Genomic DNA, 18,416 nt, shown 5'->3' with positions numbered 1-18,416 from the left:
TCATTAGATTGCTTCGTCGCTACTAAAGTAGCTTCTCGCAATGACGCCAAGCTATTTTCTATATGACTTTCAAATGTCATGCGTAAGGTGAGTAACATAACTATCTTAATCTCTCATACTTAACATTTAGTAGCATGAATTCGCTCTAACCCACCCATATAACTCACTAAAACATCTGGAACCGTTATTGAGCCATCTGCATTCTGGTAATTTTCTAGAATTGCAATTATTGTTCTACCAATTGGTAAACCAGAACCATTTAACGTATGAGCAAAAGTAGTGTCGTTGCTACCAAATTCTTTATATCTAGCTTTCATCCTTCTAGCTTGGAAATCTCCACAATTAGAACAGCTTGAAATTTCACGATATAAATTCTGACCTGGCAACCATACTTCCAAATCATAGGTTTTCTGAGCAGTAAACCCCATATCCCCAGTACAAAGCAACATAACTCTATATGGTAAATCAAGTTTTTTTAGAATAGTCTCAGCAGCATTAGTGATATACTCATGTTCACATTTAGACTCTTCTACAGTAGTTATTGTGACCAATTCAACTTTACCAAATTGATGCATACGTATCATACCTCTAGTATCCTTACCACTACTCCCAGATTCTGATCTGTAACAGGGGGTATAAGCAACATAACGTATAGGTAATTCTTCCCTAGCTATTATAGTATCAGATACCATATTAACAAGAGGTACTTCGCCTGTTGGAATTAGCCTGTAATTATTCACCGTTTCAAACGAATCTTCTGCAAATTTTGGCAATTGACCACTATTATACATAGCAATTGGTCGTACTAAAGATGGAGGAGATAATTCAATAAAACCAAATTCCTCAGTATGAGTATCAATCATAAAATTAATCAATGCTCGCTCTAGCTTTGCTAAATCTCCTTTGAGAGTGACAAATCTACTACCAGACATTTTCGCAGTACGTACAAAATCCATCATCCCTAAACTCTCACCAAGCTCAAAATGCTGCTTAGCTATTACTGGGGATGCTTTGGTGGTAATATCTCCAACTGTTCTAATCAGTTTATTCATACTTCCATCAGTACCGTATGGTACGTCATCCTCAGGAAGATTTGGCAGTACTTCCAGCATATCGTTGAGCTGATGATTACTATTTAATTTTAGAGTCAGTTCTTCTAATTTTTCATTTATATGATCCACATCACGCTTTAGTTCTTCAAATTCCTTACTAGTCTTGTTAGGCATATTACCTAAAGATTTAGATTTTTTCTTTCTTGCATGCTGGAATTGTTGAATGAGATTAGTTAACTGACGCTTGTTTTCATCTAGTTTAATAATTTTATCGGACATTGGGGCAATCCCTCTTTTGATAAGTAAATCATCAAATTCCTGTTTATTTTCCCTAATCCATTTTATATCTAACATCTAATTTCCTCGGTTTTCTACAAATTTACACATAATAACTGAAGTTTCATATAATAAAAGCATTGGTATTGCAAGGGCAAATTGGCTAAGTACATCTGGTGGAGTCAAAATACCAGCAATAACAAAAATAATTATTATAGACCATCTTCTCTTGTTCACTAAGTCTTTTGCTGTTAATATTTTTAATAAATTTAATATTAGCATAATAATAGGCAATTGGAAGGCTATACCAAAAGCAATAATTAGCTGAATTACTAAATTTAAATATTCGCTAACTCTAGCTTCTAGAATTAGTGGAATAACGACATTATGATCTTCAAAGCTCAAAAAAAATTGCCATGCACGCGGCATAACAAAGTAAAAAACAAAGACACCCCCACACCAAAACAAAATAGGTGCCATAAAGAGGATAAAAGCCGCATATTTTTTCTCATGTGAATATAGTCCAGGTTTTATAAACAAAAAACATTCTATGCTAATAATTGGTATAATCATTATAAAAGAAACAAAAGCCGCAAGTTTTATGTAAGTAAAGAATGCCTCAGTAAGACCAGTATAGATCACTCTTCTTATATTAGCATGACTTAATTCTGCAAGTGGTTCTAATAAAATATTATATATATCACTGCTAAAATAATAACAAATAATAAAACCAATAATGAATGCAGCAAACACTCGTAAAAATCTAGCTTTTAGCTCTAAAAAATGTTCTTTAAAGGTATATGATTTCATAAATTAATATATTGCTGTAAAAGTTTCGCTATCGTAGGTATAGTCAATTGAGGAGAAATTGGTGACGTCATCGCTCAATGCTCACCTATTACTTATAGGAGTCAGTTTAAGAAAATAAAGTAGAAAAGTCGTAATGGCGAGCCACCGTAGGTGGCGTGGCAATCCATTTTTAATCACTTTTCTGGATTGCTTCGTCGACCTTACGGTCTCCTCGCAATGACGGTTTTTCAATTATTATTTTCTTAAACTAACGCTTATGCGTCGCTCCATCGCTCCCACTATCCAATCCTCCTGTATTGACTATAGCCTCCTGGGAGACCACCTGCAATAACTAAAGTAACTCTATATTCGGCTCTTTTTGGTTGCAAAAATATAATTAATTAGTCATCTTTTTCTAATTCTTGCGACAATACTTCATCAAGTTCTTGCCTGAGTTCTTCAGGAAGTTTTTCTACTTTATCAGGATATTCATTAGGTTGTGACTTTTTTAAGACATTTGTAGTATCAATAATCTCTGATTTTATGGGTAATTTAATGGATTCTAAACTATTTTGTGGTAGAGTTTTTATAAAATTCTTACTTAACTGATCTAGATAGGGAGTAGTCGTGGATTCTTTAAGCCATTCTGGATATTTATCAATGGTAGTATTTTGCATAACATCTTTTAGCGTTTTTGCTTGTAGATAACTGCCAGAAAAGAAAATTGTTAGGACTAGAAAGAGGAATAAACAAATAATCATACCTCTAAATACGCCAACGCCTAGACCCAGAGTTCTATCAACGACTCCGCCACTTATAAAGGCAATCATCAAAAGAAATTTATGGGTTAAGAAAGAGCATACACTCCAAGATATAATATAGGAGATACTCCCAGAGCTAATTGCTAACGCAATATGGTTAATAAAATATCGACTAATGACCTCATTAATATATGAAGATAAGTAATAGGCAAGAATAATTGAAAATATAAAGCCAAGTAAGCTAATAGTAACTTTTGCTAATCCCCTATAAGCTCCGAGCATTGAGGAAGCAGTAATAATTGCCAGTATTGTTATATCAAACCAAGTAAACATTAGACTTTTTAAAAAATTACTTTAGGTTTAGCACAGGTATAGAGTATATTTAATTAGACTTCCTAGATAAGTCAATCGAAAGTCTTTTAAAAATTTTATTGAATAGGTATAATTTAACACTATATGTATCTAAAAGCTAGTATATTAATATAATATATAGACTAAATAAATTTAACAATACAATAAATATTATGAATGAAAACAATAAAATTTTTGATAATTTGTCTGGTAAGGTTTTGATAGCTACTCCTTATATGCTTGATGGTATATTTAATAAATCACTTGTTTATATGCTATCTCATACAGCAGAGGGAGCGATGGGCTTAATTTTCAATAATTTAGTGAATCATATAGAAATAAAATCGTTCTTTAAAATATCTGATGATCAGGTAGGTAATATTATGATGCCTATCTATTTGGGAGGACCAGTTGAGCATGATCGTGGTTTTTTCTTACATTCTGATGACTATAATGAGAATTTATTATTGAAGTTTCAAAATCATTTAGCAGTTAGTTCTAATCCTCAAATCCCTCATGATATTGCTTCTGGTAATGGCCCTAAAAATAGTTTATTTATTATTGGCTATACTTCTTGGAAAGCAGGGCAGCTTGAAGCAGAGATTAAGGATAATTTGTGGATAATAACAGATTGTGATAAAGATTTTATTTTTTCTGGTCGTCCAGAGCATAAGTGGCATAATGCCTTGCAAAATCTTGGTATCAAAGAATCGCACTTTACTTCACGAATAGGTAATGCTTAATATTATACTCACCTTACGCATGGCATTTAAAAGTCATATAGAAAATAGCTTGGCGTCATTGCATCAGCGTCATTGCGAGAAGCCACTTTAGTGGCGACGAAGCAATATATATGTGGATTGCCACGCTCACATACGTTCGCTCGCAATGACGCTTTGTACTTTTCCGAAATTTTTAAATTGTCATGGGGTTTATGCGTAAGGTGAGTTACTAAGTTAGGAAATGAAAAAATAAGCAATACCGTAAAAATAATGAAAACAGCTATTAGTGGAGCAAAAAAATCTGTTATATTATAGATACAACCAAATTTGGAATAACTATAATAGCTTATAGGAGGAGACTTTGACGTGGATTGTTTTTTGTATAGTGATTGTAGGTTTATTAATCTATGATCTTGGTTTTGCTAACAAAGAAAATAAGGTATTAACCTTTCGCCAAACCATTTATTTTAGCCTTTTTTACTTAATTATAGCATGCCTTTTTGGTGCTTTTATTTTCTTTGATATGGGAAGAGAAAAAGCCCAAGAATATTACACTTGTTTTTTTATAGAAAAAGCCATGTCATTGGATAATATTTTTATTATTTTAATGATTTTCCAGTTTTTTTCTATTCCCTTGATCTATCAACATCGAATATTATTTTTGGGAATTCTAGGTGTCATAGTGCCTAGAGCTATAATTATATATTTAGGGGTCATTGTTATCTCAAAATTTTCTTGGTTATTATATGTTTTTGCAATTATTCTTATAACTACAGGTATAAAAACTTTTTATCTATCAAATAAAAATTTAAAAGTGCAAGAATCGTCTATTTATAGAATTCTACAAAAATACTTTAGCATTACCCCCAAAATCTCGGGTTACAAATTTTTTGTTAAAACTAGCAAAGGTATCAGCATTACTCCTCTTTTTGCATCATTAATAATGATAGAAGTTATGGATATTGTGTTTGCCATTGATAGTATACCAGCAATATTTGCTATCACTAAGGATCCTTATATAATTTATACTTCTAATATTTTTGCCATATTAGGTCTGCGTGCCTTATTCTTATGCTTAGCTAATGTTGTTAAGCAATTTAGTTATATAAAATATTCGCTAGCATTAATATTAATATTTATTGGTATAAAAATATTCGCTGAACATGTTATTGATATTCCATCTTATACTACACTGGCTATGACAATTATTCTTTTGTCTCTTGGCATTATTATCTCTATTATTAAGAAAAGGCGTATGTAATTTGGTTTATTAATATTGTAAAGAATAAAATTAATAATATTATATCCCTTTAAATGCTGAGATTTATAGGCAATGCTAAAATCTTGTTTATTTTCCACTGGCATAAAATATATTTTTATGCTAGAAGTTTGAAATTGTTGTATCGATTTATTCGAAATTTAATTTATGTTATGAGGTTCTAACTATGGATGAAAATATTGCACAAAATACTGTCGATCAAGATACTATCGAACAAGATATTATTGAAATCGTTGCTAATACATTAAAAGTAAAAAAAGATTTAATCACCCCTGAATCTAGATTTGTTGAGGATCTCAAAGCAGATAGTTTAGATATAGTTGAATTAATGATGGCAATAGAAGCAAAGTATAAATGCGATATACCAGATGATGATGCTAGTAAAATTCTAACCGTTGCTGACCTTATACAATACGTAATACATCATAAAAAAAATTAATCATAAGCTATAATTATGTCAACTAGAAGAGTCGTTATAACTGGTATTGGATTAGTCACCCCACTGGGAGTTGGGGTGAAACCCTCTTGGAATGGTATCATAGAGGGGCGTAGCGGTATTAAGGCAATTACCGGATTTGATACTTCTAACCTTGCTTGTAAAATAGCTGGTATTGTGGATCATTCAACTGATAGCGGCTTTAATCCGGAAAAATCTATTGACCCTCGTAATGTACATAAGATGGATTTATTCATCCAGTATGGTATCGCAGCAGCTACTGAAGCAATCGAGGATAGTGGATGGCAAGTACAAGATGAATTATCAGGAGATAGAACAGGTTTAATACTCGGTTCAGGAATCGGTGGACTTAAGACGATCGAAGAGACGTCAGTAAAGTTTCATAAAGAAAATAATGGCAAAGTTAGTCCATTTTTTATTCCAGCCTCATTAATTAATCTCCTTTCAGGTCATGTTTCCACTAAATACGGATTTACTGGGCCAAATCAAGCAGTAGCAACAGCATGCTCCACTGGGGCTCATGCCATAGGAGATGCTATGCGGATGATTCAATATGGTAATGTGGATGTTATGATTGCTGGTGGAGCTGAAGCGCCGGTTACTCCGGTTGGGGTGGCGGGATTCGTTGCTGCAAGGGTGTTATCTACTAAATATAATTCTACCCCTGAAACTGCATCAAGACCCTGGGATCAAGAACGTGATGGATTTATAATGGGGGAAGGAGCTGGAGTTGTAGTACTGGAAGAATATGAGCATGCTATTAGTAGAAATGCTAAGATTTATGCTGAAATTGTTGGATATGGTTCTACTGGAGATGCTTATCATATGACTTCCCCTCATCCTGATGGAAGAGGTGCTTATAAAGCTATGTTTAATGCTCTTAAAGATGCAAAAATTGATGCAAGTATTATTGATTATATCAATGCCCACGGGACTTCTACCCAGGTTGGTGATACTATTGAGTTGCTAGCTGTCCAAAGATTATTTTTGGATGCCAACCCGAAAGTTCTTATGTCGTCAACGAAATCATCTATCGGTCATTTGCTCGGAGCAACTGGTAGCGTAGAGTTAATATACTCAATTCTTGCCATACAGGATCAAATTGCTCCACCAACTCTAAATTTACATAAACCGATACCAGAAGTAAAAATAGACTTAGTTCCTTTAGAAGCTAGAAAGGCAAAAATTAATTACGTACTTTCTAACTCATTTGGCTTTGGTGGAACTAATGCAAGTTTAATAGTTAAGAAAATATAATAAACTATATTCAATGGCGGCATCTTTAAATTTTATAACTTCTACTTTATTATTTTTCCAAAATATGTTATAATCAATGTTGTGTTATCATCTTTAGTATAGTGAGTTTGCAAAAGAACTAATAGTTAATTCAGTTGACTATAATCTAAGTTTTTATAATGGATAAGGAGTAAGCATGTCAACATCATCTGAATTTAAAGTAGGAGAAAGAATTGTATATCCATCTCATGGAGTTGGAGAGATAATAAATGTAGAACAGCAAGTGATAGCTGGTACTGATATTAGAGTTTATGTAATATCGTTTCCCCAAGACAAAATGATTCTAAAAGTACCTGTAAATAGAGCAACTATTTCGGGTCTTAGAAAACTTGTTAGCAAAACTGACCTGACTATAATATACTCAACACTTCAGGGTAAAGCTAAGCAAGGTAATAGGATGTGGAGTAGAAGAGCACAAGAATATGAAAGTAAAATAAATTCTGGCAATATAGTAGCTGTGGCAGAAGTGGTGCGAGATCTCTACAAAAACGTTGATAGTGATAGGTCTTATAGCGAAAGAACAATTTATGAATCAGCATTAAATAGACTCGCTGGGGAACTTGCTATTCTTGAAAACATAAATCCTGATGAGGCAATTAATAAATTAATTGAAGTATTGAAGGATAAACTCGCTGCATAACGATATAGTCAATTGATGAGAAGTTGGGGACGTTGTCGCTCAATGCTCGCCTATTACTTATAGGTATCGCTCCTAGCCCCAAATTCCCCTGAATTGACTATAATCGGATTTATAACGTTGCTAATTCAAGTTAATTCACTATAGAATCGCTAAGTACCAAAAGACTATTGTTGATATTTATAGAAGATAGCATAGAATATACCAAGCAATAAATTGTTTATGAGTCTTTAATTTATGTTACATGGGTCTATTAAAAATAATAGTTTTGTTTCTGTACCAGGAAAACAGCATCCATTCCATCTTGTCGATCCCAGCCCTTGGCCCATTCTGACTGCATTTGCCTTATTGCTTTTAGCTATTGGTAGCATAATGTTTATGCATCAATATCGATTTGGAACATATGTTTTTGGAGTCGGTATTCTTTCGGTGATTTTTTGTTTATCTTCCTGGTGGAGAGATGTAATTAAAGAGGGATTAATTGGAAAACATCATACTGAGCCAGTAAGAATTGGCTTAAGAATAGGTATGGCATTATTTATCTTGTCAGAGATAATGTTTTTTGCAGCATTTTTTGGATCCTTTTTTAACGCAAGTCTTTTTCCTGTAGGATTGCTAGATGGTGTATGGGTAGTAAAGCCTGGTATATGGCCTCCTGCATCTATTCAAACATTTGATCCTTTTGACATCCCTTTTATTAATACATTGATTCTTTTATTATCTGGTACAACAGTAACATGGGCACATTATGCTGTTGAGGAAAATAATCAGAAAGATTGTGTAACAGCTCTTGGTTTGACCATAATATTGGGGATATTTTTTAGTTTAATGCAAGCTTACGAATATCATCATGCAACTTTTAAATTTAAAGACGGTATCTATTCTTCTAATTTTTATTTAGCAACCGGTTTTCATGGTGCTCATGTAATAATTGGCACTATATTCTTAACTGTTTGTTATTATAGAGCACGAAGAGGTGATTTTGTTAAAGGCAATGGTCATTTAGGTTTTGAATTTGCCGCTTGGTACTGGCATTTTGTCGATGTAGTATGGTTATTTTTATTCACTTTTATATATGTTCTTGGGAAATAAATTTTTAAATTAACTAATTTGTAGAAATTGCGACTAAAATAACACGTAAGACTTAATTTCTCAGCCATTCTTTAACTAGATTAGCCCCATCCGTAGATTAATCCTTGAATTGAAAAAAGCTAGCATATAGAATCAACGACATGTCTAATAATTCGTTAATGAGGTAAAATATGAATGTTTATAAACCATATTTGGAACAATTTGATAGTAACTTTGTCTGGCGTTTGCTGTTTGTTCTTTGCAGCGTTGCTCTAATTATTGCAGTATCAGATGCTTTTGCTGCTGATCCTCCTGCTGGTGGTGGTAATACTACTTCTGATCCAGTAGGTACAGTGTTGTGTAATATGATTAAAATATTTCGTGGAAATACGGCTCGTGGTATAGCAGTTATTGGTATAGTTGTACTAGGAATTCAAACTCTCAGAGGACAATTAAAATGGGAAGTTGCACTAGTTATTGTGACTGGGGTTATAATATTGTTTAAAGCTCCTGAAATTATAAATATGGTAGCTGGTACAGCCACTGATGCAGAAAAATGTGTATAATGGTAGCAAGTGGTACAGCATAAAAACGTCATTGCGAGCAATAGTGAAGAACGACGAAGCAATCAAAAAAAAGATTAAAATGGATTGCTTCGACCATTACATGGTCTTGCAATGACGTATATGCACCCCAAACGTCATTGCGAGGAGTGCTAAAGCACGACGAAGCAATCCATAGGTTGTCATTCCTACATACTATTGTCATTCCCGCGTAGGCGGGAATCTATAATACCTCAGGGTATTTTTAGATCCCTGCTTTCGCAGTGATGACCATAGTACCCTACAATTTTTTATTTATTTCCTTATGATGAGTAAAAAAGCTGACTGCTAAGCGTAATTGCGAGGAGCTACTTTAGTAGCGACGAAGCAATCCATGAGAATTAGTATAGACACATCAAGACTTATATGGATTGCTTCGTAGGCTCACGCCTCCTCGCAATGACGTTTTTATGCTGCTTAATACTTATAGAATAAAAATTGTAGGGTATGGGCTATAAGTCTCGTTTAGAATTATACAAACTACTCTCCATATATGGCTAAAACAGCGCATAAACCTTTATTCCTCAGTAATTCTTTAATTAGATATTCCGCTTTATATTAAATCCTTGAATTTTAAAAGGCTACAGTATAGAATCAGCTGCATGTTTAAATAATTCATTTAACGAGGTAAAATATGAATATTTATAGACCATATTTGGAACAATCTGATAGTAACTTTGCCTGGCGGTTACTGCTTGTTCTTTGCAGCGTTGCTGTAATTATTGCGGCATCAGATGCTTTTGCGGCTTCTAGTGCCGATCCAGTAGGTGCAGTGTTGTGTAATATGATTAAAATATTTCGTGGAAATACGGCTCGTGGTATAGCAGTTATTGGTATAGTTGTACTAGGAATTCAAACTCTCAGAGGACAATTAAAATGGGAAGTTGCACTGGTTATTGTGACTGGGGTTATAATATTGTTTAAAGCTCCTGACATTATAAATATGGTATCTGGGTCAACTGATGCAACATGTGGTATCACAGAGATTGCTAAATAGATAAAAAAGCGTTATCCACAGTATCGTTTTAGCTCTAGCGGCTCTCCAATAATCTTATTAGCGGGGAGCCGCTTTTGCTAACCTAAAGCAATATAGGGAAACTTATAGTATTGACATAGCTATAGTTAATTTTCACTTTCTCGCATTTTCTTGTGATATAAAGCACCAAAATCAATTGGATCAATCATCAATGGCTGGAACCCTCCATCCTGCGTTACATCCGAAATAATTTTTCTGGCAAATGGGAAAATCATTGCTGGACAGTGAATTGCTAATATCATCTGGTGTTGATCTTTCGCTATATTAATCAGGTTAAAAACCCCTGCATATTTTAGGTCTACTATAAATAGCTTATGTTTTTCACTCATTGCTTTAGCTTCTATACTTAATTCTACCTCATAAAAGTTTTCTTCAGGTAAATTAGAAATATTAATATCTAGGAATAAATCAATTTGTGGATTACGTTCCAAAGATACTAAAGATTTTGGAGCATCTGGATTTTCAAAAGATAAATCCTTTATGTATTGGGCGTTAATAGCGATATGTGGCATCTCTTGTTGATTAGAGTTCATAACAAATAGTCCTTTTATATTAAAATTTTTAAGTTATTGGCAAGGTAACACCTTGCTGTTTCATATATTTCCCATGACGATCAGCATAAGATGTATTACAAATTTGATCGCCTTTTAAAAATAAAAATTGACACGCTCCTTCATTAGCATAAATTTTTGCCGGTAATGGAGTAGTATTAGAAAATTCTAATGTTACATGTCCTTCCCATTCAGGTTCTAATGGTGTTACGTTAACAATTATACCGCATCTTGCATAGGTTGATTTACCAACACAAATAACTAATACATCTCTTGGAATCTTAAAATATTCAATTGTTCTTGCTAAAGCAAAACTGTTTGGTGGAATAATACAAACATCAACCTCTCTATCTACCAAGCTGCATTCAGTGAAATTCTTGGGATCAACTATTGCCGAATTGATATTAGTAAATATTTTGAATTCTTTTGAGACTCTTGCATCATAACCATAAGACGATAAACCATAAGAAATAATCCTCTCTGAGTTATTTAATTTAACTTGTGTATCAGTAAAAGGTGTAATCATATCATGGTTTACACACATTTTTCTTATCCAATTATCAGACATAATGGTCATATATAATTACACATAATTATGGTTAAGTTTCCGAATATAGTCAATTCAGGAGAATTTGGGGCTAGGAACGATGGAGCGACGACGTCCCCAACTTCTCATCAATTGACTATAAATCTAAATAATATAGTAAAAAGTTAGAAGCACTAAGTGTTTTTAGAATATTTTTTTAAAAATTTCAGCCATAGTAAACTTCATCTATTAGCAAGACCAGTACTCGGACTCAAGATTATTTACAATGGCTGTAATATAAGGTTATCATTTTTCTTTAAATGCTCTGAACATAGTGTCAGTAATAGGATCAAGTAGATATCTTAGAAGAGTTCTTGTGCCAGTGACAATTTGAACTTCCACCTGCATGCCAGGATGGAGTTCTAACTTTCTAGCTTTTGCAATCTTATTAAATTCCTCCATATCAATCTCAATTATAGCAACGTAAAAAGTCTCTGGAGTTTGTTGTGCTTGAGTTCTGTCTTGGACAGTGTCAGGAGATATTCTAACGACTTTACCAGTAAATAATGGTGTTGTTCTAGATTTAAAAGCACTAAAGCGAATCTTTGCTAACAAACCTTCATGTACTGAATCTATGTTTTTTTGTGGAACTTTTGCCTCTATTATCAAAGTATCATTAGTTGGAGAAATTTCTACAATCGGAGTAGTGTTGTTAGGAATTACTCCGCCTATTGTATGAAAGTGCAATACATTGATAATACCATCAACAGGAGACGTAATAACTGTACGACTTAATGAGTCCTTATAAGCAGTAAACTGCTCTTTTAGATGAGATACTTGTCCTTGAGCATCTTTTAATTCAGTCAGAGTATCCTTTGTATATTTATTCTGTAGGTTAATAATACTAATCTCACACTCTATAATAGTATGTTTAGTAGCCGCAATGTCACTTTCTGTCATAGCTATTTCACTTTTAAAGTTAGCTTCCTTAGCTTCAATTTCCAATAAAGCAGCTTTATTAGAAAAACCTTTATCATGTAATGTATTTATTGCTTTTAAACGATCCCTAATAACTTCTAGACTTTTGACATTGGCAATCTTTCTAGCTTGCATACCTTCAATTTTTTTATTTAATTGCTCGATCTTTTGATGCAAAGCATTTTTCTCACTTTTATACATTTCCTTTTTGGAATAAAATAAGCTTTCTTGAGTATGTATAACCCTTTCTACTTCAGGTAGATCCATGGCATCTGTTAATAATTTGGGAAACTCAATTTTGTCTTGATTATCTCTCTCAGCCATCAAGCGACTTTCTGCTGCTAAAGCGTGCCTATATTGGCTTAAAGTAATTTCGTACTGCGATTTAATTTTTGTATCTTCCAACTTTATTAATTTATCACCCGCCTTGACTTTATCGCCTTGTTTAACAAAAATATTAGCTATAATTCCACCCTCCTGGTGATTAATTATTTGCTTATTACTATATGTTACCAGAACGCCCGATGCCCCAGCCGCACTATCAAGAGGAGCAAAACTTCCCCATATTCCTCCAACTAACACAAAGCAGATTATTATAGCTACTCCAAAGAGAATTGGAGCTCTAGCAGTTTGTACTACATCATTGCGATCAACATCATTATTTTTGGTAACAAAATTAACAAAACGATCAAGATAATATAATGTATTCTGAATTGTCTTAGAAATACCTACTACTATCTTTTGTGATAGAACACCCCCCTTTGTTTTTTTCGAGTGTATCAAATCATTTTGTAGCGATAAGAGCTGTTTAAGTTGCTCTGCTGTAAATGTCGGCTTATTAGTTGGCTTTTCTTCCATAATACTTAAAACTTTATTCGTTAATGTGAATTGCACCGTTTTGTAACAGTTTAACTCGATTTTGCAGCTCTTCTTGAGTACCATAAAGAGCTACGGCTCCATCTTGTAATACCAATATCTTATCTACCACTGATAATACAGAAGGTCTATGAGAGATAACAACTACAGCAATACCCCTAGCTTTTGCTTGCTTTAAAGAATTTGATAAGGCTATTTCACCCGCCTCATCAAGATTAGCATTGGGCTCGTCTAAAATAATTAATTTAGGATTACCATAAAATGCTCTAGCAAGACCAACACGTTGTTTTTGTCCACCAGAGAGATTAGAGCCAGCTGTTCCAATATCCGAATCATAACCATCTGGTAATCTTAAGACCATTTCATGAGCTCCAGCAATTTTAGCTGCCTCAATTACTTTTTCTGGATCAGCATTTTCAGCCATCCTAGCTATATTCTGTTTTATGCTACCACTAAATAATTCTATCCCTTGTGGCAAATATCCTACATGCTTACCAAAATCTTCTCTATTCCAGCGATAAATTTCCCCGCTATCAAGTCTAACAGTTCCTGATGCGGCTTTCCATACCCCAACTAGAACTTTAGCTAAAGTTGACTTACCTGCAGCAGAAGGTCCGATAACTGCTAATACTTCTCCAGGCTGAACAGCAAAAGATACACCCTTTAAAATATATCTTGGTACTGGAGGTTGTGGCATATATGGAGGGACTGGAAATGAATAATAAATATTTTCTACAGTTAAATGTCCTTCGACATTCGGAATTGGCATTGCTTCTTCTCTTGATTTATAAGAAGCAAATAACTGATTGATATTTTTATAAGATTTTATGGCACTACTCATACTTTTCCATAACTCAATAGCATTATCGAAAGGAGCTAGAGCCCTCCCAACTATAATAGAACTCATAATCATACCACCAGTAGTCATATCTCTTCCTGAAGTACTAACAACCACATAAGCACCAATACCAGTTACAAGCATTTGCATAATATTACGAATAAATCTGGAAAAGTTAGAGATAGCACCATTACGATAACTAGCAACGGATTGTTTTTCCAAAGCAGCAATATTAAATTGATGCCAATTTGCCGTGACATTTTTCATCATCCCCATAGCTTCTACAACTTCTGAATTCCTATTAGCAATATCAGCTTGGGTCATACCCTTTATCGAGAATTCAGTAGCCTCACCAAGAGTTCTATTAGTTGCGGCAGCATTAAAGAAAGCTGTAGATACGATAATAATAGCACCAACTAATGTTAAAATCCCAATATATGGGTGAATTAAGAAAATTACTACTATATAGACAACACTCCAAGGGGCATCAAATAAAGTGTTAATACCAGTACTAGTTACAAAAGTTTTTATTGTTTGAAAATCACGAAGTAATTGGCTAGCACCAGTATTAGTACGAGTTGCAGCAGCTGAAATAGAGTGACCAAAAATTACAGGAGCAACTGTTTTATCCAGCCATTCCCCAACTTTAATTAAAGTGAATGATCTAGCAATTTGTAATAACCCATAAATAAAATAGATTGTACCAATAATAATGGACAACCACATTAATGTCCATATGTTACCACTTCCTATAACTCGATCAAGAACTTGTAATGAATAAAGAGGGGTTATCAACATTAATAAGTTAATAACAAACGCGAAACCAAAAACTATCCAAAAAGCAATCTTGCACTTTTCAAGAGCACTATTTAGAGGGTTTGCTACTTGAGTTGCTAATGCACTATTATTTTTCATATTACCATTATTATATCATATTATTTTACTATATAGTTAGTAAAAATTATATTTTTTGCAATATTTACTAAACTCAAATTATATATACAATAAATAATATATACAACTTCTTTATTAAACTTAGGCTCTGTCAAAAAAATTTATATGACTATTTCTATCTAACAAATCTTTATCTTGACAATTAAAACAGCCCCATACTTTACTAAATAAAGTATATGTTGAATAGTTAATATATCAATTTTTTTTAGGATTTCAACTATCTCAGTACATAAATTAAAAATTGCCTGAAAATCTAGGAGATTGCTCGAAGGAAATTTGAATATATCCGAGTCACAACATCTATCTTTAAACGTAAAGTTTATCATTCCCGCACACTATTATCATTCCCGCATAGGCGGGAATCTAGACCTCTACTTTCGCAGGGGTGAAACAAGTCAAGCAAGAACGCCATCCTGTTCGCGAGACAAATGGATAGACGCTATTCGGATTAGCTATAGATTTTTACCTTTGTCTGGAGATAAAATATCTATAGGCACAGGATCACATCCGCCATGACAAAAAGGATTGCATCTGACTATTCTCTTAATAAATAACCATAATCCTTTAATATTACCATGTATCATTATTGCTGACTTAGCATATTCTGAACATGACGGATAAAAACGACAATTGACCCCAACTAGGGGAGATATAAAAAATTGATAAAACCAAATAAATATAAGTAATAAATTAAAGCGACGTTTTATTTTGAGCATATTTACCTAGCAAAGTATGTTATAGCTAACCGGATTTAACCCATAGCAAACTGATATTATTGCACATAAGCGTTAGTTTAAGAAAACAATAATTGAGAAATCGTCATTGCGAGGAGACCGTAAGGTCGACGAAGCAATCCACATTCATTAGATTGCTTCGTCGCTACTAAAGTAGCTTCTCGCAATGACGCCAAGCTATTTTCTATATGACTTTTAAATGCCATGCGTAAGGTGAGTTAAACTGATGCCTATGCGTTATTGCGAGCTATAAGCTCTATCTTTTAATAAATCAGCTATTACCTGATAAGATTTAATAGCTTTTTCTGGATCGCTGGCAATCATTTCTGCCCCAAGTTTCTCATTATTATTCATATTCCATAAACGACAATTATCAGGGCTGATTTCATCTGCCAACATTACCATAAAGTCTTCACCATTAAACACTCTACCAAATTCGAGCCTGCATTCAACAAGTCTTATACCAATACCTGCAAATAGTCCACTTAAAAAGTCATGGGTTCTGATGGCTTGATGCTTCACTTCATCAATTTCTTGCTTATTTAACCAACCAAAATTCAGTATTTGATGCTCATTAATTATAGGATGCTTTAATTCTCTGCTTCTAACTCTAAAATCGATAATTGGGTGATCGAATACATATCCTTCTTCCATAGAGAAATCTTTTACAAACCTGCCACATGCTACTGTAGAAATCGATATTTGAATGGGGAAAATATCCACAGATTGTATTAATTGTTCACGCATATTCATTTTTTCAATTAGGTGATTCTCTATCCCCACCATATCGAGCTTACTCATTATAAAGGATGAAATATTATTATTCAGTACTCCTTTACCTGAAATATCAAAAATCTCACCATTTTCTAAGGTAATTTTGTCAGTAAAGGACATAATAAAAGCAAAATCTTCTTGTGACTGATAAAGCGCTTTACTTGAACCTTGATATAATTTTTGTTTCATTGGAAAAATAATGTCAAAAAAAGAGATTAAATAAATATTTTATGCTAATCCAGCTAGCAGCAATTGCTATAACAGCTATAATAAGACCAACTATAGAGACTATAAACCCCAAAAATATAGTTAATCCATCTCGATTTAAAAGACCTAATGTCATTATAGTAATACCAAGTGCAGGCACAGCATTGGTTAAAGGTAAAGGTATTGATATGGTAATAGCACAAATCAACGATATTAAACCAATAAATTGTTCGCAATATATAGAAGATGCAAAACTATATCTTGGTCGTATATATTTTTCTACCAATTTAATTTTTGGCACAATCTTGTTACTTATATTGATAAGTATATCATTGCTAATTTGATAATTGTTAATTTTAGATGGTAAAAAAACCTGTCTAAAACCAAGCAACATCTGCATAGATAAAATGATTAATGGTATCCCTACTATAGTAGTAAAACCCGGAGGATACGGTAGAGGAATGGCAATTGGTATGGCAAAGAAAAGCATCATTAATAGAAGACCATTTTCATGAAAGTCAATTAACAATTCACTGATTTTTGTCTTTTTTTTCTTTTCTTTTTGTCCTAGTTTGCAAAAAATACTAGATACCTTGGCTCTATCTAGTTGTTTATTTTTTGCAGTAATATTAAACATATTCACTTAAATTTTTTGTAAGTTATACTATAATTTTAGATTATTAAGAAATATAGTCAATTGATGAGAAATTGGGGACGTCGTCCCTCATCGCTCCTAGCCCCAAATTTTCCTGAATTGACTATAATCCCATCAATGGTTTTCCTAAATTCTGAAAAGCTATAGCTGAAATGTAACACAATTGGAATAGATTTAGCAAAGAATATTTTTTATAATTATCAAGCTTTGCATAGATGCAAAAAATGATAAAATATGCTATTCTAAAGAAAGCCTAAACATTGGCGCTATGAATTAACTATACTCTTATCCTTAGATAATTAGTATATACTAATTATGATATGCACTAAGTATTTTATGAAAAATATTTTTATTATTTTTATTCAGGTATTTTCTATTACTTAGTTAGAAGGTAAATTGTCATTCTCGCCCACTATTGTTATTCTCGCGTAGGCGGGAATCTAGACCCCTGCTTTCGCAGGGGTGACATTAAGTCGAGCAGGTATGACATAAAACAGGATCAACTAATATTCGCAATAAAAATTAAAAAAAATGACTAACAGCTATTAGTGCAAAGAAAATTTTTAGTATAATAATCATACAAGAATTAATGAGATTTTTATGATTACACTACTTGCTTCAATAACGGGCTTTATTAGCTCAATTATTCCAGAAATTTTAAAAATTCTAAAGGATCAAAATGATAAAAAACATTAGCTTAATCTTTTAGATCGGCAAATTGAAAGCCATAAATTAGGGAATACCAAACTGCTCTCAGAGCTTAACACTTCCAAAGACATTGCGGAGAATAATACTTTATATTCAACATATAAATCAGGCATTAATTGGGTTGATGCCTTAAATGGTTCAGTTCGCCCTGTTTTGGCATATAGTTTTTTTATTATGTATGCCTATGTCAAATATGTGCAATATAAAACACGTCAATTCGGGATAAGGTTATAATTTAGAGGAAAGTCGAAATTGCAATTTATGGAAGGTTTATTTTTCTTAAGAG

General features: G+C 33.2%; 19 protein-coding genes and 2 pseudogenes. 9 read left to right on the top strand and 12 right to left on the bottom strand.

The annotated features are described in order from the left end of the window. Window positions 1-119 precede the first annotated feature (119 nt). The 3 genes and pseudogenes from serS to RiCNE_RS01495 form a co-directional block, all read right to left on the bottom strand. Window positions 120-1,406, bottom strand: coding sequence for a serine--tRNA ligase (gene serS / locus RiCNE_RS01505; protein ID WP_094648870.1), 1,287 nt, complete (start codon window positions 1,404-1,406; stop codon window positions 120-122). Then, window positions 1,384-2,138, bottom strand: a pseudogene (tatC, locus tag RiCNE_RS01500) (twin-arginine translocase subunit TatC). The gene serS and the pseudogene tatC overlap by 23 nt, the downstream one beginning before the upstream one ends. Before the next feature lie 380 nt (window positions 2,139-2,518). Next, window positions 2,519-3,211 carry a CvpA family protein gene (locus tag RiCNE_RS01495; protein ID WP_094648869.1) on the bottom strand — a complete coding sequence of 231 codons (693 nt, stop codon included), beginning with the start codon at window positions 3,209-3,211 and terminating at the stop codon, window positions 2,519-2,521. Between the two features lie 191 nt (window positions 3,212-3,402). On the opposite strand from RiCNE_RS01495, the gene RiCNE_RS01490 reads away from it, so the two are divergent. From RiCNE_RS01490 to RiCNE_RS01470, 5 genes are all read left to right on the top strand, one after another. Continuing rightward, window positions 3,403-3,972, top strand: coding sequence for a YqgE/AlgH family protein (locus RiCNE_RS01490; protein WP_094648868.1), 570 nt, complete (start codon window positions 3,403-3,405; stop codon window positions 3,970-3,972). 340 nt (window positions 3,973-4,312) lie between these two features. After that, window positions 4,313-5,212: a TerC/Alx family metal homeostasis membrane protein gene (locus RiCNE_RS01485; protein WP_094648867.1), complete on the top strand. Its 900-nt coding sequence runs from the start codon at window positions 4,313-4,315 to the stop codon at window positions 5,210-5,212. 184 nt (window positions 5,213-5,396) lie between these two features. Continuing rightward, window positions 5,397-5,669, top strand: coding sequence for an acyl carrier protein (acpP, locus tag RiCNE_RS01480; RefSeq protein WP_094648866.1), 273 nt, complete (start codon window positions 5,397-5,399; stop codon window positions 5,667-5,669). Between the two features lie 15 nt (window positions 5,670-5,684). Beyond that, entirely contained in the window at window positions 5,685-6,944 is a 1,260-nt protein-coding gene (fabF, locus tag RiCNE_RS01475; RefSeq protein WP_094648865.1) for a beta-ketoacyl-ACP synthase II, read from the top strand. A 175-nt stretch (window positions 6,945-7,119) separates the two neighbouring features. Further along, window positions 7,120-7,623 carry a CarD family transcriptional regulator gene (locus tag RiCNE_RS01470; protein ID WP_094648864.1) on the top strand — a complete coding sequence of 168 codons (504 nt, stop codon included), beginning with the start codon at window positions 7,120-7,122 and terminating at the stop codon, window positions 7,621-7,623. Here the strand turns inward: RiCNE_RS01470 and RiCNE_RS08245 are convergent. Beyond that, window positions 7,580-7,705: a hypothetical protein gene (locus RiCNE_RS08245; RefSeq protein ID WP_275656722.1), complete on the bottom strand. Its 126-nt coding sequence runs from the start codon at window positions 7,703-7,705 to the stop codon at window positions 7,580-7,582. The two genes, RiCNE_RS01470 and RiCNE_RS08245, sit on opposite strands and share 44 nt — an antisense overlap. A gap of 152 nt (window positions 7,706-7,857) precedes the next feature. Between RiCNE_RS08245 and RiCNE_RS01465 the strand changes: the two genes are divergently transcribed. The 3 genes from RiCNE_RS01465 to RiCNE_RS01455 all read left to right on the top strand — a co-directional run bounded on the left by RiCNE_RS01465 (window position 7,858) and on the right by RiCNE_RS01455 (window position 10,290). Further along, window positions 7,858-8,712 carry a cytochrome c oxidase subunit 3 gene (locus RiCNE_RS01465; RefSeq protein WP_094648863.1) on the top strand — a complete coding sequence of 285 codons (855 nt, stop codon included), beginning with the start codon at window positions 7,858-7,860 and terminating at the stop codon, window positions 8,710-8,712. Between the two features lie 170 nt (window positions 8,713-8,882). Continuing rightward, complete coding sequence (locus RiCNE_RS01460; RefSeq protein WP_094648862.1) at window positions 8,883-9,257, top strand: TrbC/VirB2 family type IV secretion system protein; 375 nt, start codon at window positions 8,883-8,885, stop codon at window positions 9,255-9,257. A 670-nt stretch (window positions 9,258-9,927) separates the two neighbouring features. Further along, window positions 9,928-10,290 (top strand): TrbC/VirB2 family type IV secretion system protein, encoded by a 363-nt coding sequence (locus RiCNE_RS01455; RefSeq protein ID WP_094648861.1) that lies wholly within the window; start codon window positions 9,928-9,930, stop codon window positions 10,288-10,290. Between the two features lie 125 nt (window positions 10,291-10,415). Here RiCNE_RS01455 and secB read toward each other — a convergent pair whose 3' ends face one another. The 8 genes from secB to RiCNE_RS08240 all read right to left on the bottom strand — a co-directional run bounded on the left by secB (window position 10,416) and on the right by RiCNE_RS08240 (window position 17,583). Then, on the bottom strand, window positions 10,416-10,862 hold the full coding sequence (secB, locus tag RiCNE_RS01450; RefSeq protein ID WP_239832568.1) for a protein-export chaperone SecB: 447 nt from the start codon (window positions 10,860-10,862) through the stop codon (window positions 10,416-10,418). Between the two features lie 28 nt (window positions 10,863-10,890). After that, window positions 10,891-11,457, bottom strand: a complete 567-nt coding sequence (gene dcd, locus RiCNE_RS01445) for a dCTP deaminase (protein WP_094648860.1) — start codon at window positions 11,455-11,457, stop codon at window positions 10,891-10,893. Between the two features lie 255 nt (window positions 11,458-11,712). Then, a complete protein-coding gene (locus RiCNE_RS01440) occupies window positions 11,713-13,242 on the bottom strand; it encodes an HlyD family type I secretion periplasmic adaptor subunit (protein WP_094648859.1) in 1,530 nt (509 codons plus the stop codon). A 13-nt stretch (window positions 13,243-13,255) separates the two neighbouring features. Then, window positions 13,256-15,013 (bottom strand): type I secretion system permease/ATPase, encoded by a 1,758-nt coding sequence (locus tag RiCNE_RS01435; protein ID WP_094648858.1) that lies wholly within the window; start codon window positions 15,011-15,013, stop codon window positions 13,256-13,258. A gap of 491 nt (window positions 15,014-15,504) precedes the next feature. Then, window positions 15,505-15,768 (bottom strand): membrane protein insertion efficiency factor YidD, encoded by a 264-nt coding sequence (gene yidD, locus RiCNE_RS01430; RefSeq protein ID WP_094648857.1) that lies wholly within the window; start codon window positions 15,766-15,768, stop codon window positions 15,505-15,507. Window positions 15,769-16,023: 255 nt separating this feature from the next. Next, on the bottom strand, window positions 16,024-16,749 hold the full coding sequence (locus RiCNE_RS01425; RefSeq protein WP_094648856.1) for a phosphoribosylaminoimidazolesuccinocarboxamide synthase: 726 nt from the start codon (window positions 16,747-16,749) through the stop codon (window positions 16,024-16,026). Window positions 16,750-16,762: 13 nt separating this feature from the next. Next, a complete protein-coding gene (locus RiCNE_RS01420; protein ID WP_094648855.1) occupies window positions 16,763-17,404 on the bottom strand; it encodes an exopolysaccharide biosynthesis protein in 642 nt (213 codons plus the stop codon). 56 nt (window positions 17,405-17,460) lie between these two features. After that, entirely contained in the window at window positions 17,461-17,583 is a 123-nt protein-coding gene (locus RiCNE_RS08240; RefSeq protein ID WP_275656721.1) for a hypothetical protein, read from the bottom strand. Window positions 17,584-18,022: 439 nt separating this feature from the next. On the opposite strand from RiCNE_RS08240, the pseudogene RiCNE_RS08465 reads away from it, so the two are divergent. Beyond that, window positions 18,023-18,340 (top strand): annotated as a pseudogene (locus RiCNE_RS08465) (hypothetical protein); the annotation flags it as partial. Window positions 18,341-18,416 lie beyond the last annotated feature (76 nt).

Origin of the sequence: Rickettsia endosymbiont of Culicoides newsteadi (genome assembly GCF_002259525.1) — a bacterium.
In the GTDB taxonomy this organism is placed as follows: Bacteria; Pseudomonadota; Alphaproteobacteria; order Rickettsiales; family Rickettsiaceae; genus Tisiphia.
Note: the sequence above shows the minus strand (reverse complement) of the source record. Positions and strands in the feature narration are given on the sequence as shown.

Coding starts and splice junctions, on each gene's coding strand:
- serS (WP_094648870.1), bottom strand. CDS start 1,406: ATGTTAGATATAAAATGGATTAGGGAAAATAAACAGGAATTTGATGAT.
- RiCNE_RS01495 (WP_094648869.1), bottom strand. CDS start 3,211: ATGTTTACTTGGTTTGATATAACAATACTGGCAATTATTACTGCTTCC.
- RiCNE_RS01490 (WP_094648868.1), top strand. CDS start 3,403: ATGAATGAAAACAATAAAATTTTTGATAATTTGTCTGGTAAGGTTTTG.
- acpP (WP_094648866.1), top strand. CDS start 5,397: ATGGATGAAAATATTGCACAAAATACTGTCGATCAAGATACTATCGAA.
- fabF (WP_094648865.1), top strand. CDS start 5,685: ATGTCAACTAGAAGAGTCGTTATAACTGGTATTGGATTAGTCACCCCA.
- RiCNE_RS01470 (WP_094648864.1), top strand. CDS start 7,120: ATGTCAACATCATCTGAATTTAAAGTAGGAGAAAGAATTGTATATCCA.
- RiCNE_RS01465 (WP_094648863.1), top strand. CDS start 7,858: ATGTTACATGGGTCTATTAAAAATAATAGTTTTGTTTCTGTACCAGGA.
- RiCNE_RS01460 (WP_094648862.1), top strand. CDS start 8,883: ATGAATGTTTATAAACCATATTTGGAACAATTTGATAGTAACTTTGTC.
- RiCNE_RS01455 (WP_094648861.1), top strand. CDS start 9,928: ATGAATATTTATAGACCATATTTGGAACAATCTGATAGTAACTTTGCC.
- secB (WP_239832568.1), bottom strand. CDS start 10,862: ATGAACTCTAATCAACAAGAGATGCCACATATCGCTATTAACGCCCAA.
- dcd (WP_094648860.1), bottom strand. CDS start 11,457: ATGACCATTATGTCTGATAATTGGATAAGAAAAATGTGTGTAAACCAT.
- RiCNE_RS01440 (WP_094648859.1), bottom strand. CDS start 13,242: ATGGAAGAAAAGCCAACTAATAAGCCGACATTTACAGCAGAGCAACTT.
- RiCNE_RS01435 (WP_094648858.1), bottom strand. CDS start 15,013: ATGAAAAATAATAGTGCATTAGCAACTCAAGTAGCAAACCCTCTAAAT.
- yidD (WP_094648857.1), bottom strand. CDS start 15,768: ATGCTCAAAATAAAACGTCGCTTTAATTTATTACTTATATTTATTTGG.
- RiCNE_RS01425 (WP_094648856.1), bottom strand. CDS start 16,749: ATGAAACAAAAATTATATCAAGGTTCAAGTAAAGCGCTTTATCAGTCA.
- RiCNE_RS01420 (WP_094648855.1), bottom strand. CDS start 17,404: ATGTTTAATATTACTGCAAAAAATAAACAACTAGATAGAGCCAAGGTA.